Origin of the sequence: Variovorax sp. J22R115 (assembly GCF_030317005.1) — a bacterium.
GTDB lineage: Bacteria > Pseudomonadota > Gammaproteobacteria > Burkholderiales > Burkholderiaceae_C > Variovorax.
Genome location: NZ_JASZYM010000001.1, coordinates 60,376 through 80,648 on the forward strand (window position 1 = coordinate 60,376; position 20,273 = coordinate 80,648).

At 65.8% G+C, this 20,273-nt stretch carries 16 protein-coding genes; all 16 read left to right on the forward strand.

The window, feature by feature from the left end:
• The first annotated feature begins 67 nt into the window (after positions 1 to 67).
• Positions 68 to 1,132, forward strand: a complete 1,065-nt coding sequence (locus tag QTI04_RS00220; RefSeq protein WP_286613639.1) for a YCF48-related protein — start codon at positions 68 to 70, stop codon at positions 1,130 to 1,132.
• A gap of 9 nt (positions 1,133 to 1,141) precedes the next feature.
• Complete coding sequence (locus QTI04_RS00225) at positions 1,142 to 3,586, forward strand: RND family transporter (RefSeq protein WP_286613640.1); 2,445 nt, start codon at positions 1,142 to 1,144, stop codon at positions 3,584 to 3,586.
• Between the two features lie 37 nt (positions 3,587 to 3,623).
• Positions 3,624 to 4,394, forward strand: a complete 771-nt coding sequence (locus tag QTI04_RS00230; RefSeq protein WP_286613641.1) for an enoyl-CoA hydratase/isomerase family protein — start codon at positions 3,624 to 3,626, stop codon at positions 4,392 to 4,394.
• Positions 4,395 to 4,418: 24 nt separating this feature from the next.
• A complete protein-coding gene (locus QTI04_RS00235; protein WP_286613643.1) occupies positions 4,419 to 5,660 on the forward strand; it encodes a thiolase family protein in 1,242 nt (413 codons plus the stop codon).
• Between the two features lie 22 nt (positions 5,661 to 5,682).
• A complete protein-coding gene (locus QTI04_RS00240; RefSeq protein ID WP_286613645.1) occupies positions 5,683 to 6,825 on the forward strand; it encodes an acyl-CoA dehydrogenase family protein in 1,143 nt (380 codons plus the stop codon).
• 14 nt (positions 6,826 to 6,839) lie between these two features.
• The gene (locus QTI04_RS00245) at positions 6,840 to 8,021 is read left to right on the forward strand and encodes a lipid-transfer protein (protein WP_286613646.1); all 1,182 of its coding nucleotides are present in this window, start codon (positions 6,840 to 6,842) and stop codon (positions 8,019 to 8,021) included.
• 7 nt (positions 8,022 to 8,028) lie between these two features.
• On the forward strand, positions 8,029 to 9,219 hold the full coding sequence (locus tag QTI04_RS00250) for an acyl-CoA dehydrogenase family protein (RefSeq protein WP_286613647.1): 1,191 nt from the start codon (positions 8,029 to 8,031) through the stop codon (positions 9,217 to 9,219).
• Between the two features lie 10 nt (positions 9,220 to 9,229).
• The gene (locus QTI04_RS00255) at positions 9,230 to 10,369 is read left to right on the forward strand and encodes an acyl-CoA dehydrogenase family protein (RefSeq protein ID WP_286613648.1); all 1,140 of its coding nucleotides are present in this window, start codon (positions 9,230 to 9,232) and stop codon (positions 10,367 to 10,369) included.
• 25 nt (positions 10,370 to 10,394) lie between these two features.
• Positions 10,395 to 11,513, forward strand: coding sequence for a CaiB/BaiF CoA-transferase family protein (locus QTI04_RS00260; protein ID WP_286613649.1), 1,119 nt, complete (start codon positions 10,395 to 10,397; stop codon positions 11,511 to 11,513).
• A 26-nt stretch (positions 11,514 to 11,539) separates the two neighbouring features.
• The gene (locus QTI04_RS00265) at positions 11,540 to 12,409 is read left to right on the forward strand and encodes an SDR family oxidoreductase (protein WP_286613651.1); all 870 of its coding nucleotides are present in this window, start codon (positions 11,540 to 11,542) and stop codon (positions 12,407 to 12,409) included.
• A 64-nt stretch (positions 12,410 to 12,473) separates the two neighbouring features.
• The gene (locus QTI04_RS00270) at positions 12,474 to 14,159 is read left to right on the forward strand and encodes an AMP-binding protein (protein WP_286613652.1); all 1,686 of its coding nucleotides are present in this window, start codon (positions 12,474 to 12,476) and stop codon (positions 14,157 to 14,159) included.
• Between the two features lie 18 nt (positions 14,160 to 14,177).
• Entirely contained in the window at positions 14,178 to 15,746 is a 1,569-nt protein-coding gene (locus tag QTI04_RS00275) for an AMP-binding protein (protein ID WP_286613654.1), read from the forward strand.
• 64 nt (positions 15,747 to 15,810) lie between these two features.
• Positions 15,811 to 18,513 carry a LuxR C-terminal-related transcriptional regulator gene (locus QTI04_RS00280; RefSeq protein ID WP_286613656.1) on the forward strand — a complete coding sequence of 901 codons (2,703 nt, stop codon included), beginning with the start codon at positions 15,811 to 15,813 and terminating at the stop codon, positions 18,511 to 18,513.
• Between the two features lie 130 nt (positions 18,514 to 18,643).
• Positions 18,644 to 19,099, forward strand: coding sequence for a MaoC family dehydratase (locus QTI04_RS00285; RefSeq protein WP_286613657.1), 456 nt, complete (start codon positions 18,644 to 18,646; stop codon positions 19,097 to 19,099).
• A 36-nt stretch (positions 19,100 to 19,135) separates the two neighbouring features.
• The gene (locus QTI04_RS00290; RefSeq protein WP_286613659.1) at positions 19,136 to 20,047 is read left to right on the forward strand and encodes an SDR family oxidoreductase; all 912 of its coding nucleotides are present in this window, start codon (positions 19,136 to 19,138) and stop codon (positions 20,045 to 20,047) included.
• Positions 20,048 to 20,081: 34 nt separating this feature from the next.
• Positions 20,082 to 20,216, forward strand: a complete 135-nt coding sequence (locus QTI04_RS00295; RefSeq protein WP_286613662.1) for a hypothetical protein — start codon at positions 20,082 to 20,084, stop codon at positions 20,214 to 20,216.
• Positions 20,217 to 20,273: the final 57 nt, after the last annotated feature.

Consider the following 20,273-nt stretch of genomic DNA (forward strand, 5'->3'; position numbering starts at 1 on the left):
CGGCGTGGGTCGTCACGGCCGCCGCATTGGAAAGGCGCCGTCTTGATCTAAAGCAATGGGGACAAGCATGGTTTTCAGGAAAACTCACTGGAGCGCGGCGGCACTGTGCACCGCGCTCGTGGCGAATGCCGTCTCGGCCGAGCCCGTCTTTCAAACGCCGACGCAAGTGCCGGCGGCGCGCAGCGCTCTGGCCACGCGCGTGACCTTCAATGCGCTGGCCATGGCCGGTGGGCGCATGGTGGTGGCGGGTCAGCGTGGCCACATCCTGCTGTCGGAAGACGGCGCGGCGTGGAAGCAGGCGCAGGTTCCGGTCAGCTCCGACCTGACAGCGCTGAGCTTTCCCACGCCGAATGAGGGCTGGGCGGTCGGCCATGAGGGTGTCATCCTCCACACGTCCAATGGCGGTGAGTCTTGGGACCGGCGACTCGACGGCAAGCAGGCCGCCGCGCTGATCCTCAAGGCCTACGGCACGCCTGGCAGAACTGATGACCCGGCCGCGCAGCGATTGAAGGTTGATGCCGAGGCCTTTGCTGCGCAAGGCGCGGACAAGCCTTTCCTCGACGTGTGGTTCGAGGACAGCGAGAAGGGCTTTGCCATCGGCGCGTTCAACCTCATCCTGCGCACCGAGGATGGCGGCAAGACATGGACGCCCTGGCTGGACCGCATCGACAACCCCAAGGGCCTGCACCTCTATGCCGTGCGGCGCGCGGGCGGCGCGGTGTTCATCGTGGGTGAACAGGGGCTCGTGCTCAAGCTCGATCGCGAGGGCCAGCGCTTCGTGAACGTGCCCCTTCCCTACCAGGGCACGCTGTTCGGCGTGGTCGGCACGAAGGCCGTCACGGTGGTGTTCGGGCTTCGTGGCAATGCGTTGCGCAGCACGGATGGCGGCGCCACATGGGCCCGGGTCGACACCGGCGTCAACGCGGGACTGGCGAGCGGCCTCGTGCGCCCCGACGGCGCGATCGTGCTCGTGAGCCAGGCCGGCGACGTCCTCTTGAGCACCGATGACGGCGCCAGCTTCGCGCGCGTCAAGGTCGCGAATGCCGCGCCGACTTTCGCCGTGGCGCAGCAGGGCAAGGGCACCTTGGCCCTGGCCGGCGTGGGCGGCGTTCGGTTGCAACAAGTGAAGTGAACGAGAGCCATGAACGTCAACACCCAACCCGACATGCCGTCGATCCGCGCGTTGAAGGATTTCGACCGCCGCTCGGGCAGCCGCTTTGAGCGGCTGATCTTCAACCACCGCCTCTTCGTCATCCTCGCGTGCGCATTGGCCACGCTGTTGCTCGGATGGCAGGCCACGCGGCTGACCTTGAACGCGGCCTTCGACAAGACCATTCCGCACCATCAACCGTACATCCAGAACTTTCTCGAGCATCGCGGCGAGTTGCGCGGCCTCGGCAACGCAGTGCGTGTGGTGGTGGAGAACAAGCGCGGCGACATCTTCGAGCCCGCCTATCTGCAAGCGCTCAAGCGGATCAACGACGAGTTGTTCCTGACACCCGGCGTGGACCGTGCCAACGTCAAGTCGCTCTGGATGCCGGTGGTGCGCTGGAACGAGGTCACCGAAGAGGGCTTTTCCGGCGGCCCGGTGATGCCCGACAACTACGAAGGCTCGGCGCGCGACATCGAGCAGCTGCGCCAGAACATCGCCCGTGCGCAGATCCAGGGCAGCCTGGTGGGCAATGACTACAAGTCGAGCATGATCTTCGTGCCATTGGCCGACAAGGACGTGCGCACCGGCGCGCCGCTCGACTACTGGGCCCTGTCGCAGCGCCTGGAGGACATTCGCGCGAAGTATGCGAACGGGCAGGGCGGCGCGGACGTCGAGATCCGGATCGTCGGCTTTGCGAAGGTGGTGGGCGACCTGCTCGATGGCCTGAAGCAGATGGTGGTGTTCTTCGCGGTGGCCGCCGCGATCGCTGCCGCGATCATCTTCGGCTGGACGCGCTGCGTGCGCAGCACTGCGCTGGTGCTGGCTGCGTCGCTCATCGCGGTGGTGTGGCAGCTCGGGCTCGTCACGGTCCTGGGCTATGAGCTGGACCCGTATTCGGTGCTGGTGCCCTTCCTCGTGTTCGCCATCGGCGTGTCCCATGGCGCGCAGAAGATGAACGGCATCATGCAGGACGTGGGCCGTGGCACACACCGGCTGGTGGCCGCGCGTTACACCTTCCGCCGGCTCTTCCTCGCGGGCCTGACCGCGCTGGCCGCCGATGCGGTGGGCTTCGCGGTGCTGATGCTGATCGACATCCCGGTGATCGAGGAGCTGGCCATCACGGCCAGCATCGGCGTGGCTTTGCTGGTGGTCACCAACCTGATCCTGCTGCCCGTGATGCTGTCGTACACCGGCGTCAGCTCGAAGGCGGCCGCGCGCAGCTTGCGTGCCGAGCAGCGGGAGGAGGGCGGCGTGTGGAAGCTGCTCGAACGCTTCACCGAGCGGCGCTGGGCAGTCGGCGCGATCGCGTTCTCGGCATTACTGGCGATCGGGGGCTTTGCGGTCAGCACGCACCTGAAGATCGGCGACCTCGACGCGGGCGCATCGGAGTTGCGGCCGCAGTCGCGCTACAACCTCGACCACGCCTACATCACCGGCAAGTACGCGCTGTCGAGCGACCAGTTCGCCGTCATCGTGAAGACGCCGCCCGAAGGCTGCCTGGGCTACGAGACGTTGATCGAAACCGATCGTCTCGGCTGGGCCTTGCAGCAGGTGCCCGGCGTGCAGACGACCGTCTCGCTGGCCGATGCGGTGCGCAAGATCACCGCGGGCTCCTATGAGGGCAGCAGCAAGTGGTTGGCGATCTCGCCCAACCAGGACGTGCTGAACTACGCGGCCCGCACGGCCTCCACCAGCAACCCCGACCTGTTCAACAACCAGTGCTCGGTGATGCCCGTGGTGGCTTACCTGGCCGACCACAAGGCCGAGACGCTGGACCGCGTGGTCAAGGCAGCCGACGAATTTGCCAGGGCGCACAGCGCGCCGGGGCGCCAGTTCCTGCTGGCTGCCGGCAGCGCAGGCGTCGAGGCCGCGACCAACATCGTCGTGAAGGAGGCCAACACGACGATGCTGCTGTACGTGTACGGAGCCGTGATCGTACTGTGCTTCATCACCTTTCGAAGCTGGCGCGCTGTGGTGGTCGCCGTGGTGCCACTGGTGGTGACTTCGATTCTTTGCGAGGCGCTGATGGTCGCGCTGGGCATGGGCGTCAAGGTCGCGACCCTGCCGGTGATCGCGCTGGGTGTGGGCATCGGCGTGGACTATGCGCTGTACCTGCTGAGCATCCAGCTCGCGCAGCAACGCGCGGGTGCGTCCCTGGCCGAGGCCTATCGCCATGCGCTGCGCTTCACCGGCAAGGTGGTGGCGCTGGTGGGCGTGACGCTGGCCGCGGGCGTGGTCACCTGGGCCTTCTCGCCGATCAAGTTCCAGGCCGACATGGGCATCCTGCTGACCTTCATGTTCGTCTGGAACATGCTCGGCGCACTCGTGCTCATTCCCGCGCTGTCTCACTTCCTGCTGGGCGGCGCCCCATTGCGCGCACCCTCCCTTTCCCCCCTCGAAAGGGGAGGCACCGCCAAGGCGATGGCCTCCTAGACTGAATCTCAAGACGGATCAAGCAAGGAGATAAATCGTGAGTGTTTCGATCGAGACAAACAAGCAAGTGGGCTGGATCACCCTGGAGCGCCCCAAGGCCATGAATGCCCTGACCCGCGAAATGGTGGAAGCCATGACGGCCACGCTGTCGCAGTGGCGACAAGATCCAGCCGTGCGCGTCGTGGTGCTCACCGGCACCGGGGCAGCCTTCTGTGCCGGCGCCGACCTCAAGCAGGCCGGCAACCCGGTCGAGGCGGGTGAAAAGGACTATCTCGACGTCATCGTCGATTTCTTCAACCTGCTGCGCGCCTTTCCGAAGCCCGTGATCGCGGCCGTCAACGGCCTGGCGCTGGCGGGCGGCCTGGAGACGGTGATGTGCTGCGACCTGGTAGTCGCCGGCCAGAGTGCACGCTTTGGCGATGCGCACTCCAACTTCGGCGTGTTCCCGGGCGGCGGCGGCGCGGCAATCCTGCCGCGCAAGGTGCCGGCCAACGTCGCCAAGTACCTGCTGTTCACCGGTGACTCGCTGCCGGCCGACGAGATGCAGCGCTACGGCCTCGTCAACGAAGTCGTGGCCGACGCGGAACTTGTGGCGCGCGCCCAGGCGCTCGGCGAGAAGCTGGCCACCAAGAGCCCCATCGTGCTCACGCGCATGAAGCGCGTGGCCAACGAAGCCACCGACAAGTCCACACGCGATGCACTGCGCGACGAAGAGCTCGAGCTGCGCACCCACCAGCGCTCCTGGGACATCCAGGAGGGCCTCGCCGCCTTCGCCGAAAAGCGCAAGCCGCAATTCCGCGGCTATTGAGATCAAACACCGGAATTCCCGAACATGGAAAACATCTACATCGTTGGCGTCGGCATGACGACCTTTGGCCGCCACATGGACAAGAGCGTGAAGCAGCTCACCGCCTGGGCGGTGGAAGACGCGCTCAAGGACGCCAACTGCGACCGCAAGGCCATCGGCGCTGCCTTCTTCGGCAACACCACGCAGGGCCACTTCGACGGCCAGCAAATGATCCGCGGCCAGGTGGCCCTGCTGCCCTTGGGCATCGAAGGCATTCCGATCTACAACCTGGAAGGCGCGTGCGCCTCTTCCAGCCACGCCTTCAATCTCGCCGTCATGCAGTTGCGCGCCGGTGCGGCCGACGTGGCGCTGGCGGTGGGCGCCGAGAAGATGTACACGAGCGACAAGGCCAAGATGTTCTCGTGCTTCGAGTCAGCCTGGGACATCGAGACCCTCGAGGCCAACAAGGGGTACCTGGCCGAGATGGGCAAAGCCGTCGTGCCGCCCGCGGGCTCGCAGTCCGAGAAGCCCTACAGCCCTTTCATGGATGTGTACGCCTCGCTGGGCCGCGGTCTCATGAGCCGCTATGGCATCACGCAGCGCCAACTGGCGGCGGTGGCGTCGAAGAACCACGGCCACTCGGTGCACAACGAGCGTTCGCAGTACCGCATGCCGATGGACATCGACCAGATCCTGGCTGCGTCGCCGATCACCTATCCCCTGACGCTGCCCATGTGCTCGCCGATTTCCGACGGCGCATCGGCGGCCATCCTCTGCACCGAGTCGGCGCTGAAGAAGTACGGCTTCGACCGCAACCGCGCCGTCAAGGTGCTGGCCAGCGTCGTGCGCTCGGCCTCGGCACGTGATGCGGACGACCATGACGCCGGCTGCACGCGCCTTGCCGCGCTGCAGGCTTTCGAGCAGGCGGGCGTGGCGCCGAAGGACATCGACGTGGCCGAAGTGCATGACGCCACGGCTATCGGCGAACTGCTCTCCTTCGAGGCCCTTGGCCTGCGCGAACCCGGCGCGAGCGGCGAACTGGCCGAGCGCGGCGAGACGACCCTAGGCGGCTCGATCCCGGTCAATCCCTCGGGCGGCCTGGAATCCAAGGGCCATCCGATCGGCGCCACGGGCCTCGGCCAGATCTTCGAACTCGTCTCGCAACTGCGCGGCGAATGCGGCCCGCGCCAAGTGGAAGGCGCTCGCCTGGCCATCCAGGGCAACGGCGGCGGCCTGTGGCGTGTGGAAGAGGCGACAGAGCACATCGGCATCTTCGAGCGCGCCTGAACACCGAAAGAACAACATGAACATGAACATGATCACCGACGACCAGAAACTGGCCGTCGAGAGCTTCCGCAAGTTCCTCGACGCCGAGCTGCGTCCCATCGTCAAGCAGTACCGCGATCAGCACATTCCCAAGGAAAAGATGCGCGAGATCACGCAGGGCATCGCCGAGTTCGGCCTGCCCGGCGCGAGCGTGCCGGTGGAGCACGGTGGCATGGGCCTGGGCTTCGTCATGGAGGCGCTGCTGTTCGAGGAACTGTGCGCCGTGTCCTGCGACGTTGCGCTGTGCGTGATGATCAACAAGGGCACCGCCAACTTCCTGGCCGACCTGCCGCAAAAGCACCTGCGAGACAAGTACCTGCCGGGCATCCTGGCCGGCCAGCTCTTCGGCGGCGCCTGCATCAGCGAGCCCGACGTGGGCTCGAACGTGGCCGACCTGAAGACCTCCGCGAAGGAAGACGGCGACCACTTCATCATCAACGGCGAAAAGACGTGGATCTCCAACGGTCACTACGCCGACTTCCTCACCGTCACTGCGCGCACCGGTCCGAAGGAATTGACGCACTTCATGGTCGACCGCAAGGAGCACGGCTTCGAATCGCGCAACATCGACAAGATCGCGATGAACGGCCAGTCGACCGCGCAAGTCTTTTTCACCGACTGTCGCGTGCCAGCCAGTTGCATCGTCTGGGAGCGCGGAGCGGGCCTGAAGAACACCATGAAGATGTTCGAGAAGGCGCGTGCCAATGTCGGCATGCTGTCGGTCGGCCTGATGCGTGCGGCGCTCGAGGCTTCGATCGCGTATTCCAAGGAACGCAAGCAGTTCGGCAAGGTCATCGCGGCGCACCAACTTATCGCCGCCAAGATCGCCGAGATGGCCACGCTCACCGATGCCGCGCGCCTCATGTGCATGCGAGCGTTCTCGATGATGGACGCGGGCGTGCGCTGCGACGTGCAGTCCTCGATGTCCAAGTGGTTTGCCACCGAGATGGCTGTGAAGGTCTGCCGCGACGCAGTACAACTTCATGGCGGCAACGGCCTGACCAAGGAATTCGACGTGGAGCGATTCGCCCGCGAGGCCATCGTGATCCCGATTCCGGACGGCACGACCGAGATCCAAAAGCTGTTCATTTCGCGCGCGCTCACCGGCATCAGCGCCTTCGTCTGAGCAAGGAGAAACACATGAGCAAGAAGATCGTCGTGGCCGGGGTCGGCATGATCCCGTTCAAGAAGCCGGGCGCCAGCGAGACCTATCCGGTCATGGGCGCGCAGGCCGTGCGCATCGCACTGGCCGATGCCGGCGTCGGTTACGAATCCATCCAGCAGGCCTATGCCAGCTACATCTACGGGGACTCCACCGCTGGCCAGCGCGTGCTGTACGACGTGGGCATGACGGGCATCCCGATCATCAATGTCCACAACAATTGCTCCAGCGGCTCCAGCGCTATTTACCTGGCGCGCCAGGCGATTGCTGCCGGCGACGCCGACATCGTGCTGGCCGTCGGCTTCGAGCAGATGAACCCGGGCGCCCTGGGCTCCAACTTCGACGACCGCCCGAACCCCACCGAGCTCTTCATGCAGCAGTTCGACAAGCTGCTGGGCGGCCAGGACATTCCCCCGGCGCTGCGCATCTTCGGCGGCGGCGGATTGGAGCACATGCGCCGCTTCGGCACGCCGCTGGAGACCTTCGCGAAGATCCGCGCCAAGGCCAGCCGTCATGCAGCGAACAATCCGATGTCGGTATTCCGCAAGGTGGTGACCACCGAAGAGGTGATGGCCGACAAGGTCGTCTGGCCCGGCGTGATGACGCGGCTGATGGCCTGCCCGCCCACCTGCGGCGCAGCGGCCGTCGTCCTGTGCAGTGAGGACTACGCGAGGAAGCACGGCCTCGATTCCCGTGTGTGGATCGCGGCCCAGGCGCTCACCACCGATGGCCCCGAGACCTTTCAGTCGGGCGACATGCGCGATCTGGCGGGCTTCTCGATGTCGCGCGCGGCAGCCAACAAGGTCTACGAGGCCGCGGGCATCGGCGCCGAGGACGTGGACGTGGTCGAACTGCACGACTGCTTTGCGCACAACGAACTCATGACTTACGAGGCGCTGGGCTTGTGCCCCGAGGGCGGCGCGCAGAAGTTCGTGGACGATGGCGACAACACCTATGGCGGCAAGTACGTCACCAACCCTTCCGGCGGCCTGCTTTCCAAGGGCCATCCGATCGGCGCCACAGGGCTCGCCCAGTGCGTGGAACTGGTGCAACAGTTGCGCGACAACTGCGGCGACCGGCAGGTGCCGGGCGCGCGCATCGCGCTGCAGCACAACGTCGGCATCGGCGGTGCCGCGGTCGTGACGATGTACAGGAACTGAGCACGGCATGGATTTCGATCCCGATCCCGGCCTGGAGGCTTTTCGCCTGGAGGTACGCGAGTTCCTCCAGGGCCTTCCGCCCGAACTTACCGGCCGCCCACGCAGCACGCGTTCCGCCCCTGCGGATGTGAAGTGCTGGCAGAAGGTCCTGCATGCCCGCGGGTGGGGCGCGCCTTACTGGGCCGCGGCGCACGGCGGCACCGGCTGGTCGGTGCAGCAGATGTTGGCTTTCGACGAGGAGTGCGCAGCCATCGGCACCCCCACGCAGGACGGCTTCTTGCACAAGCTGCTGGGCCCGGTGCTCAACGAGTTCGCCACGCCGACGCAGAAGGCGCAGCACATACCCGCGGTGCTCGAGGGCGAGCGGCTGTGGTGCCAGGGCTTTTCCGAACCGGGTTCCGGCTCGGACCTGGCGTCTCTCCGAACGCGGGCGGAGCTCGACGGCGACCACTACGTGGTCAACGGCCAGAAGATCTGGACCAGCTATGCGCACGAGTCCGACTGGATCTTCCTGCTGGTTCGAACCAACCCCGAGGTGAAGAAGCAGGCTGGCATCAGTTTCCTGCTGGTGGACATGAAGACGCCGGGCATCACGGTGCGCCCGATCCGCAGCATCGACGACTTCCACCACCTCAACGAGACCTTCTTCGACAACGTCCGGGTGCCGGTGGCCAACCTGGTAGGCGAGGAGGGTGCGGGCTGGACGATCACCAAGTTCCTGCTCAACAACGAGCATGCATCGGCGGTCGAGCTGCCGTCGCTCAAGCGCTACCTGCAGCAGATCTACCGCCTGGCCGACATGTCATGCGCGGGCGGCGAACGGCCGCGCGAGCGGCCCGAGTTCGCGATCAAGCTGGCGAGGCTGGAGGCCGAATTGATGGCCATCGACATGCTGGTGCAGCGCGTCGCTGCGCTGGAGATGGAACATCACCCGGATGCGCTGTCGCTGGGCTCGATGCTCAAGATCCGCGGCACCGAGCTGCAGCAGAAGCTCACCGACTTCCATGTCGAGGCACTCGGGGACTACGGGGCCGTGGCCTATCCGCATCCCGAGCTCGACACCGAAGTGCAGCTGCCGGGGCAGGACACAGGCCGCGGCCTGGCCAACGACATGTTCTTCCGCCGTGCCTCCACCATTTACGGCGGAACGAGCGAAGTGCAGCGCGGAATCATCGCCAAGCTGCTGTTTCAACTCTGAGCGACGAACCATGGACTTCCAACTGAATTCGGAGCAGCAGCTCCTGAAAGACAGCGTTCGCCGCTTCATCGACAAGGCCTACGGCTTCGAGGCGCGGGCCGCACTGGTGAAGGCAGGGCAGGGCGGCGGCACTACGCAGCATTGGCAGACCTTTGCCGACAACGGCTGGGTGGGTGCCGCGCTTCCCGAGGCCTTCGGCGGTCTTGGGGGATCGCTCGTCGACACGGCCATCATCGCGCAGGAGTTCGGCCGCGGGCTGGTGATCGAGCCCTTTCTGGGCTGCGCCGTGCTCGCCGCGCAGACGCTGGTTGCCGGCGGCACCGCCGCGCAGAAGGACCGCCTGCTGCCGGCGTTGGCCGACGGCTCGCGCCGTCTCGCGTTGGCTTACAGCGAAGCTGGATCGCGCGGCATGCCCACGCCCGTGTCGCTGCGCGCAGAACGCAAGCCGGGTGGCTATGTGCTGCAGGGCCGCAAGTCGCTGGTGCTCGGCGCCATCGGCGCGGACCAGTTCATCGTCTCCGCTGCAATACCCGGCTCGACCGGCATCACCCTGCTGCTGGTGGACGCCAACGCACCTGGCCTGCAATGCCGCGACTTGCCTTTGCACGACGGCAGCCACGCAGCCGACCTGATGTTCGAGAGTGTCGAAGTCGCCACAGACGCGGTGCTGGGCGAAGCGGACGGCGGTCTGCCCGCACTGCAGGCAGGCATTGCCCACGCCATCGTGGCGCTGTGCGCCGAGCAGGTTGGCGCGATGGAAAAGGCCATCGAGGTGACTGCCGATTACCTGAAGGCCCGCAAGCAGTTTGGCGTGCCGATCGGCAGCTTCCAGGCACTGCAGCATCGCATGGCCGACATGGCGGCCGAGATGGAGCTGGCGCGCTCGATGCTGTTCGCCGCGCTGGCCGCCATGCAGAACCAGCAGGGCCCGGCGTTGCAGAAGACGCTTTCGTCGGCCAAGGCCTTCGTGGGCCGCGCCGCGAAAGCGGTCTGCGGCCAGGCGGTCCAGCTGCATGGCGGTATCGGCATGACCGAGGAATACCTCGTCGGCCACTACTTCAAGCGTGCCGTGGTCGCCGACCTGCTGCTCGGCAGCGCCGACCGCCACGAGGCCGCCTGCGCCGCCGCGATCTCCGGCGCAGTGGCCTGAACTCCGCACGAATGGAAATCAAGGAATGAACAACACGAAAAAGGGTGGGCCGCTGGCGGGCTTGCGGGTCCTCGAGATCGCCGGCATCGGCCCGGCACCTTTCTGCGGCATGCTGTTTGCAGACCTCGGCGCGGACGTGGTGCTGGTCGATCGCCTGAAGGCCGGCGCCGAGGACCTGGACCTCGGTGCCCAGAGCATCAGCAATCGAGGCAAGCGATCGATCGCAATCGACCTGAAGACGGCCGAAGGCGTGCAGACGGTGCTCGGGCTGATCGAGAGTTGCGACGCGCTGATCGAAGGCATGCGCCCCGGCGTGATGGAGCGCCTGGGCCTGGGACCGGACGTGTGCCTCGCGCGCAACCCACGACTCGTGTATGGCCGTATGACCGGATGGGGCCAGGACGGACCGCTAGCGCATGCCGCTGGGCACGACATCAACTACATCGGCGTGTCCGGCGCGCTGTGGTATTCGGGCCAGCCCGGTGAGGCGCCGATGGCACCACCAAGCCTCGTGGGCGACATCGGCGGCGGTGCCATGTACCTTGCCGTGGGCCTGCTAGCGGGCGTGATGAACGCACGCACCACCGGCAAGGGACAGGTCGTCGATGCAGCCATCGTCGATGGCAGCGCGCACATGATGAACCTGCTGCTGGCGCTGAAGGCCGGCGGCCACTTCACCAGCGAGCGCGGTGCCAGCCTGCTGGATGGACCGCACTGGTACCGCACCTACCGCTGCGCCGATGGCCGCTTCGTCAGCATCGGCTCGTTGGAGCCGCGCTTCTACCGCATCCTGCTGGAGCACCTTGGCCTCGCCCACGACCCGGACTTTGCGGGCCCGTACGACGCCAGCCGCTGGCCACGACTGCACGAGCGCTTCACCGGCATCTTCGCAACGCGCACGCGCAACGAGTGGTGCGAACTGCTGGAGGGCAGCGATGCTTGCTTCGCCGCCGTGCTGGATCCCGACGAGGCGGCCGGGCATCCGCACATGGCACACCGCGCGGTCTACAGCCGCATCGACGGCGTGCTGCAGGCCAACCCAGCACCGAGGTTTTCCGGCACGCCAGCAGCACCGCTCGCGGCCGTGCCACGCCGTGGCCAGCACAACGAGGCCGTGCTGCGCGACTGGGCCGCGGCCGCCTGACATCGGCGCTGCTTGCACAAACGGCCATGCACTACCAATCCATCTACCGGCCCGGTCTCTTTGACGGCCAGCTCATCGTTGTGACCGGCGGCGGCAGCGGCATTGGCCGTTGCACCGCGCATGAGCTGGCCGCGCTCGGCGCGCAGATCGCCATCGTCGGGCGCAAGGCGGAAAAGCTGGCGAGTGTGGCCGCGGAGATCGAGGCGCAGGGCACCGCGGTCTCCACGCACGTGTGCGACATCCGCGACGAGGCCGCGGTGATCGAAGTCGTCGAGGCCGTGCTCGCGCGCCACGGGCGCATCGACGGGCTGGTCAACAATGCCGGCGGCCAGTTCTTCGCGCCGCTAGCGGACATCTCGACCAATGGCTTCGACGCCGTGGTGCGCAGCAACCTCACCGGCGGCTTCATCGTCATGCGGGAGGTCTACCGGCGCTGGATGGCGCAACATGGCGGCGCCATCGTCAACATGAGCGCGGACATGTGGAGGGGCCTGCCGGGCATTGCCCACTCCGGCGCGTCGCGCGCCGCGATGAATTCGCTCACCGAGAGCGCGGCCTGCGAATGGGCGGCGTCGGGCGTGCGCGTCAACAGCGTCGCGCCAGGAATGATTGCTTCCAGCGGCTTCGACAACTACACCGGCGATGCGATGGCCACCATCCTGCAACACGCCAACACGATTCCGGCGCAGCGCTACGGCACGGTGTCGGAGGTGTCGTCCGCCATCGTGTACCTGCTCTCGCCAGCGGCCGCCTTCATCACCGGCAGCTGCATTCGCGTGGATGGCGGCGCTCCCAACGCGCGAAGCACCTGGAAGCTGCAACCTCACGCGAAAAGCATTCCCTTCAACGGATTCCATCTGGACTCGACACCCCAGCTGCTACGCCGGCCGGGCTAAGGCAGAAGGCAGGAGACAAGGCGCCGTCCACATGGGGCGAGCGTCAAGACCACAGGAGACAGACTTGAACGACCAGAACACCATCACCCCCGTGCATCGCTTTCTCCATTGGGAGCAAACGCAGCCGGACGCCATTTTCCTCACCGAGCCGCGCCCCGACGGCAGCGTGGTGGACTTCACCTGGAAGCAGGTTGCCGACCAGGCCCGGCGCATGGCGGCCTACCTGCAGTCGCTGGAGCTGCCAGCCGGCAGCAGCATCGGCATCGTCGGCAAGAACAGCTCCCACTGGATCATGGCCGACCTCGCAATCTGGATGGCGGGCCACGTGTCCGTGCCGATCTATGTGACCATCAGTGCCACGAACGCCCGCTACATCCTCGATCACTGCAACGTGCGGCTGCTGTTCGTCGGCAAGCTCGACGGCAAGACCGACTCCTGGAACGAGATCCGCAGGATCGTGCCGACCGAAGTGCCCATGGTGGGCATGCCGATGTCGCCGTTCCCGTTGCCGCTGGAGTGGGATGTTCTGACGGGAATGCATGAGCCGCTGCAAGCGGTGCACCTGCCCGATGCGGCCGACCTCGCCACCATCATCTACACCTCCGGTACCACCGGCATGCCCAAGGGTGTGATGCACAGCTTCGGCACCATGGGGATGTATTCCAAGCTGTCGGGCGAGTACTGCAAGATCACCCCGGCCGACCGGATGCTCTCGTACCTCCCGCTGGCGCACGCCGCGGAGCGCGCCTTCGTCGAGACGCACGCCATCTGCCAGGGCCTGCACCTGTACTTCAACGACTGCCTCGAAACCTTCGCCGCCGATTTGCGGCGCGCCCGGCCCACGCTGTTCATCTCCATGCCCCGGCTGTGGACCAAGTTCTACCAGGCCGTCTGCGCCAAGGTGCCGCTGGACAAGCAGAAGCTGCTGTTCGCGCTGCCCGCATCCTCGGACCGGACGAAGAAGGAAATCCTCGAAATGCTGGGGCTGGACGCAGTGCGGATCGCATTCACCGGCTCGGCGCCGTTGCCCGCGGAGATCATCTCCTGGTATCGCGAGCTCGGCCTGGAACTTCGCGACGTCTACGGCATGACGGAGAACTTCTGCCACTCGCACGTGACCCAGCCGGGCAAGGTGCGCCTGGGCTACTGCGGTGAGCCCGCGCCCGGCATCGACGTGCGCATCGGCGAGGGCGGAGAGATCCTGATGAAGGGCGCGACCCTGATGTTGGGCTACTACAAGCAGCCTGAACTCACGGCCCAGAGCATGACGGCGGACGGCTACTTCAAGACCGGCGACCGCGGCGAGGAGGACAAACAGCGGCGCCTGAAGATCACCGGCCGCGTGAAGGAGATCTTCAAGACCAGCAAGGGCAAGTACGTCGCGCCCGCGCCCATCGAGAACCGCTTCGCGCATCCGAAGGTGGAGGCGGTGTGCGTGACAGGGCCCGCCTATCCGCAGCCGTTCGCGCTGTTGATGCTGACGGCCGACGGACGCCAGGAGTTGAAGGACCCGGCCTCGCGCGAGGCACTGGTGGCAGAGCTGGAAGAACTGCGCAAGACGGTGAACGAGGGGCTGGAGGACCACGAAAAGCTCGACTACCTGGTGGCGATCGATGAGCCATGGTCGGTAGACAATGGCTTTCTCACGCCGAGCTTCAAGATTCGCCGCAGCGTCATCGAGGATCGCTACCTCGTGCGCTCGCAGGCCTGGGCCGCGAGCGGTCGCGGTGTTGTGGTCGAGCACGGCTGAAAGAAGGGGTGTCCGCCGATGAAGATCGATTTCGCGCAGTTGATGGGCCAGCTCGCGCTGCGCCATGCCGAGCGTGAAGCGCTCGTCCACATCGAGCGGCAGCGCCGCTTCACCTTCCGCGAACTACATGCGCTCACCAACCGCATCGTGAACATGATGCGGCAGCGCCTGGCCCTGCGCCGCGGCGACGTCTACCTGTGCATCCTGGAAAACGACAACCTGTCGCTGCTGCACACCTGGACTGCCCTCAAGGGCGAGGCTGCCGCGGCCTTCACCAACTACCGCGATTCGTTCGACGAGCATGTGTGGCAGGTCGATTTCATCCGTCCCAAGGTCGTCTTCATCGAGAACGCGCTGATCGACAAGTACCACGGCATGCTGCACGAGCGCGGCGTCACGGTGGTGTGCATGGACACGCCCGATGCGCCGCGCGAAGGACTGCTGCACTTCTGGGACCTGCTCGAAGACATGCCCGACGACAACCCCGGAATCGAAAGCGAAACAACGCAGGACATCCTCGTGTACCGTTTCACCGGCGGGACCACAGGTCGCTCCAAGTGCGCGCAGTACACCATGGACAACTGGCTCGCCTGCCGCGATTCCTACTATGCCGAGGACGAGCAGGTCTACGAGGCAAGCACACGCTTCCTGCACATGGCGCCCATCAGCCATGGCTCCGGCCTGGGCCTTCTGCCGACGCTCTTTCGCGGCGGCTGCACCGTCACGCAGAACGTACCGGACCTGAAGACCTGGTGCCGCCACCTGGAGGCCGAGCGCATCACCATGGCGATGCTGGTGCCGACCCTGCTGTACTGGCTGCTCGATATGCCGGAGGCCGCGCGTCATGACCTTTCCTGTCTGCGCACCGTGTGGTACGGCGCGGCGCCGATGAGCCCGGCCAAGCTCAGGCAACTGCAGGAGCGCTTCGGCAACATCTTCCTGCAGGTGTATGGCGCCACCGAATGCCTGCAACCGGTGACCACGCTCTACAAGCGCGACCACGTCGATCTCGACGCCAAGCGGCTCACTTCGGCCGGGCGCGTGGCCATCACGGCCGAGGTGCGGCTGATGGACGAGGAGGGCAGACCCGTGCCGTGTGGCGTGACGGGCGAGGTGTGGCTGCGTTCGCGGGCGACCATCTCGGGCTACTACAAGAATCCGGAGGCCACGGCGGCCGAGTTCAGCAACGGCTACTGGAAGTCGGGCGATCTTGGCTACCTTGACGACGAGGGCTACCTCTACATCGTCGACCGCAAAAAAGACATGATCATCACCGGAGGCTTCAACGTCTATGCCATCGAGGTCGAGGCGGCGCTCGATGCCCACGCGGGCGTGGAGATGTCCGCAGTGGTCGGCGTGCCGCATGAGGAATGGGGTGAAGCTGTGCATGCCGAGGTCGTGCTCAGGGCCGGAAACAGCACGAGCGCCGAGGAACTGATCGAGCATGTCAAGAGCCGCATCGGCCGGTTCAAGGCACCGAAGACGGTGAACTTCGTGAAGGGGTTGCCGCTGAGCGTCGCCGGCAAAGTGCTGCGCCGGCAGGTTCGCGAAAAATACTGGTTGAATCAATCCCGGCGAGTGGGCTGATTGACAGGCGCCTAGCGAAATTGCTCTCCCGCTGCGCTCCGGAAGCTCGCATACTCGCCGTCCGATGAATTTCGACAATCTCCTCGTCTCGACGAAGTTCGCGCCCCCTCGCATCGGGGCGCGCTACATCCCGCGCAAGCACCTGCTGGCGCAACTGGCCGACACGAGCGGCGCGACCTTTACCCTCGTGACCGGCAGCGCCGGCTTCGGCAAGACCATCCTGATGGCGCAATGGCGGCAGGAGCTGATGAAGGAGGGAGCCGAGGTCGCATGGCTGTCGCTTGGGCAGGAAGAGAAGGAAGTGGCCAACTTCTGCGCCTACCTGCTCGCCGCCCTGCAGCGGCTGGGCATCCCGGTCGAAGACGACATGCTGCTCGAGGGCGGCAGCAGCAAGGCGATCGAGGCCGTGGTCGCCACTGCCGTCAACGGCGCGCAGGGGCTGCCGAAGGAGCTTTACCTCATCATCGACGACTACCAGCACGTCGAGGATCCGTGGGCACACAAGCTGATGCAGCGCCTGCTCGACCACTGTCCGCCCAACCTGCACATCGCCGTCGCGTCGCGCATGGCCCCGCCATTCAGCATTGGTCGCCTGCGCGTGCTCGACAAGGTGGCCGAGCTCGGGCTGGCCGAACTGCCTTTCGATCTGGACGAGACACGGGTCTTCTTCGAGCAGAACATCAGCACGATGAAGCTGAGCGCCGATGAGTTGCGGCTGATCCACGACCTGACCAGCGGCTGGCCCGCCAGCCTGCAACTGATTACCGTCATGCTGCGCGGCCGGCCGCAGGCCCGGGCGACGCTGCAGGACCTTGCCTGGAAGCTCGGCGACCTGCAGGTGTACCTGGCCGAGGACGTCATTGCGCACCTGCCGACCGACTTCACCGCTTTCATGGAGATGCTTTCGGTGTGCCGCCGCTTCAACGCCGGGCTGGCTGCAGCGGTGACGGGCAACGGGCAAGCCGGGGCGTGGATCAAGCGGGCTGAAGATGAAAACCTGCTGATCTATCGCGTCGATTCCGACGACCGTACGCCCTGGTATCGCTTCCATCCGCTCTTTGGCGAGTTTCTTTCGGCTCGCCTCGCAGAGCGTGGGCCAGACCACGCCAAGGAACTGCATCGCCGCGCGAGCCGCTGGTTTGCAGACCAGGAACTGCTGGTTGAAGCGGTGCGGCACGCGATCCTTGGCGGCGATCTCGAATTTGCGGTGAGCGCCATCGAGAACGCGGCGCCCAGCACCTGGAGCCTGGGCTACATCAGCCCCATGTTGAACCTGCTCAATCACCTGCCACAGGAAGCACTGCACCAGCGTCCGCGACTGTTCTTCCTTGCCTGTCTCACCTATGCGCTGACGGCCCGCCCAGCCCAGGCCGAACGCTGGATTGCACAGATCCGCGAAAGCGAGGCGGCCAAGGCCCCGGCCATCTCCTCGCGCTTCGCGCTCGCTGACGCGGCGGTGGCGCTGCAGCGCGACAACACGCAACGCGTGATCGACCTGCTCGAGCCGCTGGACAAGGTGCCGACGGAAAATCGCTTCCTGCGCTACGTGCACGTGTCGGCATTGGCAACGGCCTACGCGGCGGCCGGCCGCTACACCGACGCCCACCGGCTGCTCGACGACACCCCGATCCCGCCCGACGACCGTGAGAACGACATGGCGCTGGTGGTGCAATCCATGCGCGCCACCACGTGGGGCATCGAAGGCAACGCAAGGGAGACGGCCCGGGTTGGTGCGGAGATCCTCGCTCGGGCCGAGACCGCCTATGGGCGCAGGTCGGTCAGCGCCAACCTGTGTGCCGCAACGCTTGGCAACGCCTACTACGAACTCGACCGGATCGACGAGGCGCGCGAGGTCCTGGCCAACCGCAGCGGCATCCTGCGTTCGTCGTCGCCCGGCACGATGATCCACGCCGCGCTGTGCAATGCGCGGCTCGACATGCTGCAGATCGGCCCGGAGGCCGCGCTGTCCTTCCTGGAAGCGCAGCAGGCGCACTATCACAGCCTTGGGCTCGACCGACTGGTGGCGGCCATGCTGGTCGAACAGGTGAAGGTGCTGCTCGTTTCGGGCGAGCGCACTCGCGCGGCCGAGCTGGCCTTGAAGATCGATGCGCTGGCAACGGTGCATCGCGATGCGCAGGGATTTCGTGCCGAGATCCCGGCGCTTGCGGCGCTTGCACGCGCACGCCTGGCGCTGGTGGATGCCCGCCCCGACGACGCGCTGCGGGCGCTGGACGAGGTGCGTCAGTTCGCCTGGGGCTTCGGGCGCGTGCGCCTGCAGGTGCAGGCCGACATCCTGGCCGCCCTGACGCTCGACTATCTCAAGCGCGACGAAGAAGCGCTGGATTTCCTGGCGCGTGCGGTGCAATCTGGCGCTCCGGCCGGACTCCTGCGAACCTTCCTGGACGAGGGCGCGCGGGTCGGCGAGCTGTTGGCCCGCTTGCGCGGTTCCGGCAGCAGCCTGGACGCGCGCCTGGCGCCCTTCGTCGATGATCTGCTGCGCCGATGGGAAGTACCGATACCCGCGGCGCAAGACAAGGGAAAGTCCGCACCCCGCGCAGCCGGGGCGGACGCCGTCACGCTGACACCGCGCGAGATCGAAATTCTCGGGCTGGTGGCCAAGGCGATGTCGAGCAAGCGCATCGCGCAGACGCTCAACATCACGCCGGAAACCGTCAAGTGGAACATCCGCAACGTGCTGGCAAAGCTGCAGATGTCCAGCCGCTATGACGCGCTGACCTGGGCACGCAACAAGGGCCTGATCGAGTAGCGCTCATTGCGCAGCGCCCCTCCAAAGAAGGGGGGCTCTTCTCCGGTTGTGGCCGCTTAACCTAGCTCGACCCAAGCGACCCCGCGAGCGCGATCACTTGCCTCGCATCACATTCAACTGGAACGCTTCCATGAAGAGCTACGAAACCCTCGAGGACCTCAAGCCGCTGGTCGGACAAAACATCGGCACCAGCGACTGGCTGCTGATCGACCAGCCGCGTATCAACAAGTTCGCCGATGCCACGGGCGACCACCAGTGGATCCACGTCGACGTGGAGCGCGCGAAGAGCGGCCCCTTCGGCGTCCCGATCGCGCACGGCTTTCTCACGCTGAGCCTGCTGCCGGCGTTCTTCCAGTCGGCTTTCGAAATCCGCAAGAGCACCATGGGCGTCAACTACGGGCTCAACAAGGTGCGCTTCATGAAGCCGGTGCCCGTTAACAGCCGTCTCCGTGCGCATTTTAAGCTCCTGAATTGGGAGCCGCTGGAGGGCCACGGCGCCCAGATGCTCATCGAGATGTCGATCGAGCTCGAAGGCGCGCCCAAGCCCGTGTGCGTGGCCGAGTCCATCACCCGGCGCTTCCCCTGATTTCCTTGTTTTTCCATTCTTGAAAGAGGTAACGACATGACGATTCGATTTGACGGCCGCGTGGCCATCGTGACGGGTGCTGGCAATGGCTTGGGCCGTGCGCATGCATTGGAGCTTGCACGACGCGGCGCCAAGGTGGTGGTCAATGACTTCGGCGGCAGCCGTGATGGTCAGGGCACTTCCTTCGATGCGGCGCAGAAGGTGGTCGACGAGATCCGTGCCGCAGGTGGCACCGCCATCGCCAACGGCGCCAACGTCTGCGACTTCGAGCAGGTGCTGGCCATGGTCGAGCAGGCCAAGGCCGCGTTCGGCCGCGTCGACGTGCTGCTCAACAACGCGGGCATCCTGCGCGACAAGACCTTCTCGAAGATGGAGATCGCCGACTTCAAGGCCGTGGTCGACGTGCACCTGATGGGCTCGGTGAACTGCACCAAGGCCGTGTGGGAAATCATGCGCGAGCAGAACTACGGCCGCATCCTGATGACCACCTCCGCTTCGGGCCTGTTCGGCAATTTCGGCCAGTCCAACTACGGCGCGGCCAAGATGGCGCTGGTGGGCCTGATGCACATGCTCACCATCGAAGGCAAGAAGAACAACATCCGCGTCAACACCATCGCACCAATGGCCGCCACACGCATGACCGAAGACGTGCTGCCGGCCGCCATGCTCGACGCCATCAAGCCCGAGCAGGTGACGCCCGCGGCGTTGTTCCTCGTGAGCGAAGACGCGCCCTCGAAGACGACGCTGTCGGCCGGCGGCGGCGCCTTCTCGGCATGCCGCATCGAGGACACCGCAGCGGTCTATCTCGGCCCGAAGGAGTGCACCGTCGACGGCGTGGCCGAGCACTTCGCGCAGATCACCGACTGGGACAGCGCGCGCGCCTATGACGATTCGAATGCCCAGGTGCATACGCTGATCCAGGCCGCGATCGCCGGGATGAAGGCCTGAGCAATTGGTGCCCGCCGGAAGCAAGGAGCATGTGTTGCTGCGTCACATCACCCGGCAAGAACAGGCGCTGCTGGCTTTTGCGGTGCGCGAAACGGGGCAGGGTGGCGAGGCGTCGGTGGAAGCCGTGCGTGCGCTGCTGGGCAAGCCACTCGAGAAGGCTGCGCAGTGAAGGTGGATAAATTCGTGTGGCACCGCATCAGCGCGTTCGTCTGGCGTGAAAACACAG

Coding starts and splice junctions, on each gene's coding strand:
- QTI04_RS00290 (WP_286613659.1), top strand. CDS start 19,136: ATGACGATTCGATTTGACGGCCGCGTGGCCATCGTGACGGGTGCTGGC.
- QTI04_RS00280 (WP_286613656.1), top strand. CDS start 15,811: ATGAATTTCGACAATCTCCTCGTCTCGACGAAGTTCGCGCCCCCTCGC.
- QTI04_RS00285 (WP_286613657.1), top strand. CDS start 18,644: ATGAAGAGCTACGAAACCCTCGAGGACCTCAAGCCGCTGGTCGGACAA.
- QTI04_RS00235 (WP_286613643.1), top strand. CDS start 4,419: ATGGAAAACATCTACATCGTTGGCGTCGGCATGACGACCTTTGGCCGC.
- QTI04_RS00225 (WP_286613640.1), top strand. CDS start 1,142: ATGAACGTCAACACCCAACCCGACATGCCGTCGATCCGCGCGTTGAAG.
- QTI04_RS00275 (WP_286613654.1), top strand. CDS start 14,178: ATGAAGATCGATTTCGCGCAGTTGATGGGCCAGCTCGCGCTGCGCCAT.
- QTI04_RS00265 (WP_286613651.1), top strand. CDS start 11,540: ATGCACTACCAATCCATCTACCGGCCCGGTCTCTTTGACGGCCAGCTC.
- QTI04_RS00240 (WP_286613645.1), top strand. CDS start 5,683: ATGAACATGATCACCGACGACCAGAAACTGGCCGTCGAGAGCTTCCGC.
- QTI04_RS00245 (WP_286613646.1), top strand. CDS start 6,840: ATGAGCAAGAAGATCGTCGTGGCCGGGGTCGGCATGATCCCGTTCAAG.
- QTI04_RS00250 (WP_286613647.1), top strand. CDS start 8,029: ATGGATTTCGATCCCGATCCCGGCCTGGAGGCTTTTCGCCTGGAGGTA.
- QTI04_RS00220 (WP_286613639.1), top strand. CDS start 68: ATGGTTTTCAGGAAAACTCACTGGAGCGCGGCGGCACTGTGCACCGCG.
- QTI04_RS00260 (WP_286613649.1), top strand. CDS start 10,395: ATGAACAACACGAAAAAGGGTGGGCCGCTGGCGGGCTTGCGGGTCCTC.
- QTI04_RS00255 (WP_286613648.1), top strand. CDS start 9,230: ATGGACTTCCAACTGAATTCGGAGCAGCAGCTCCTGAAAGACAGCGTT.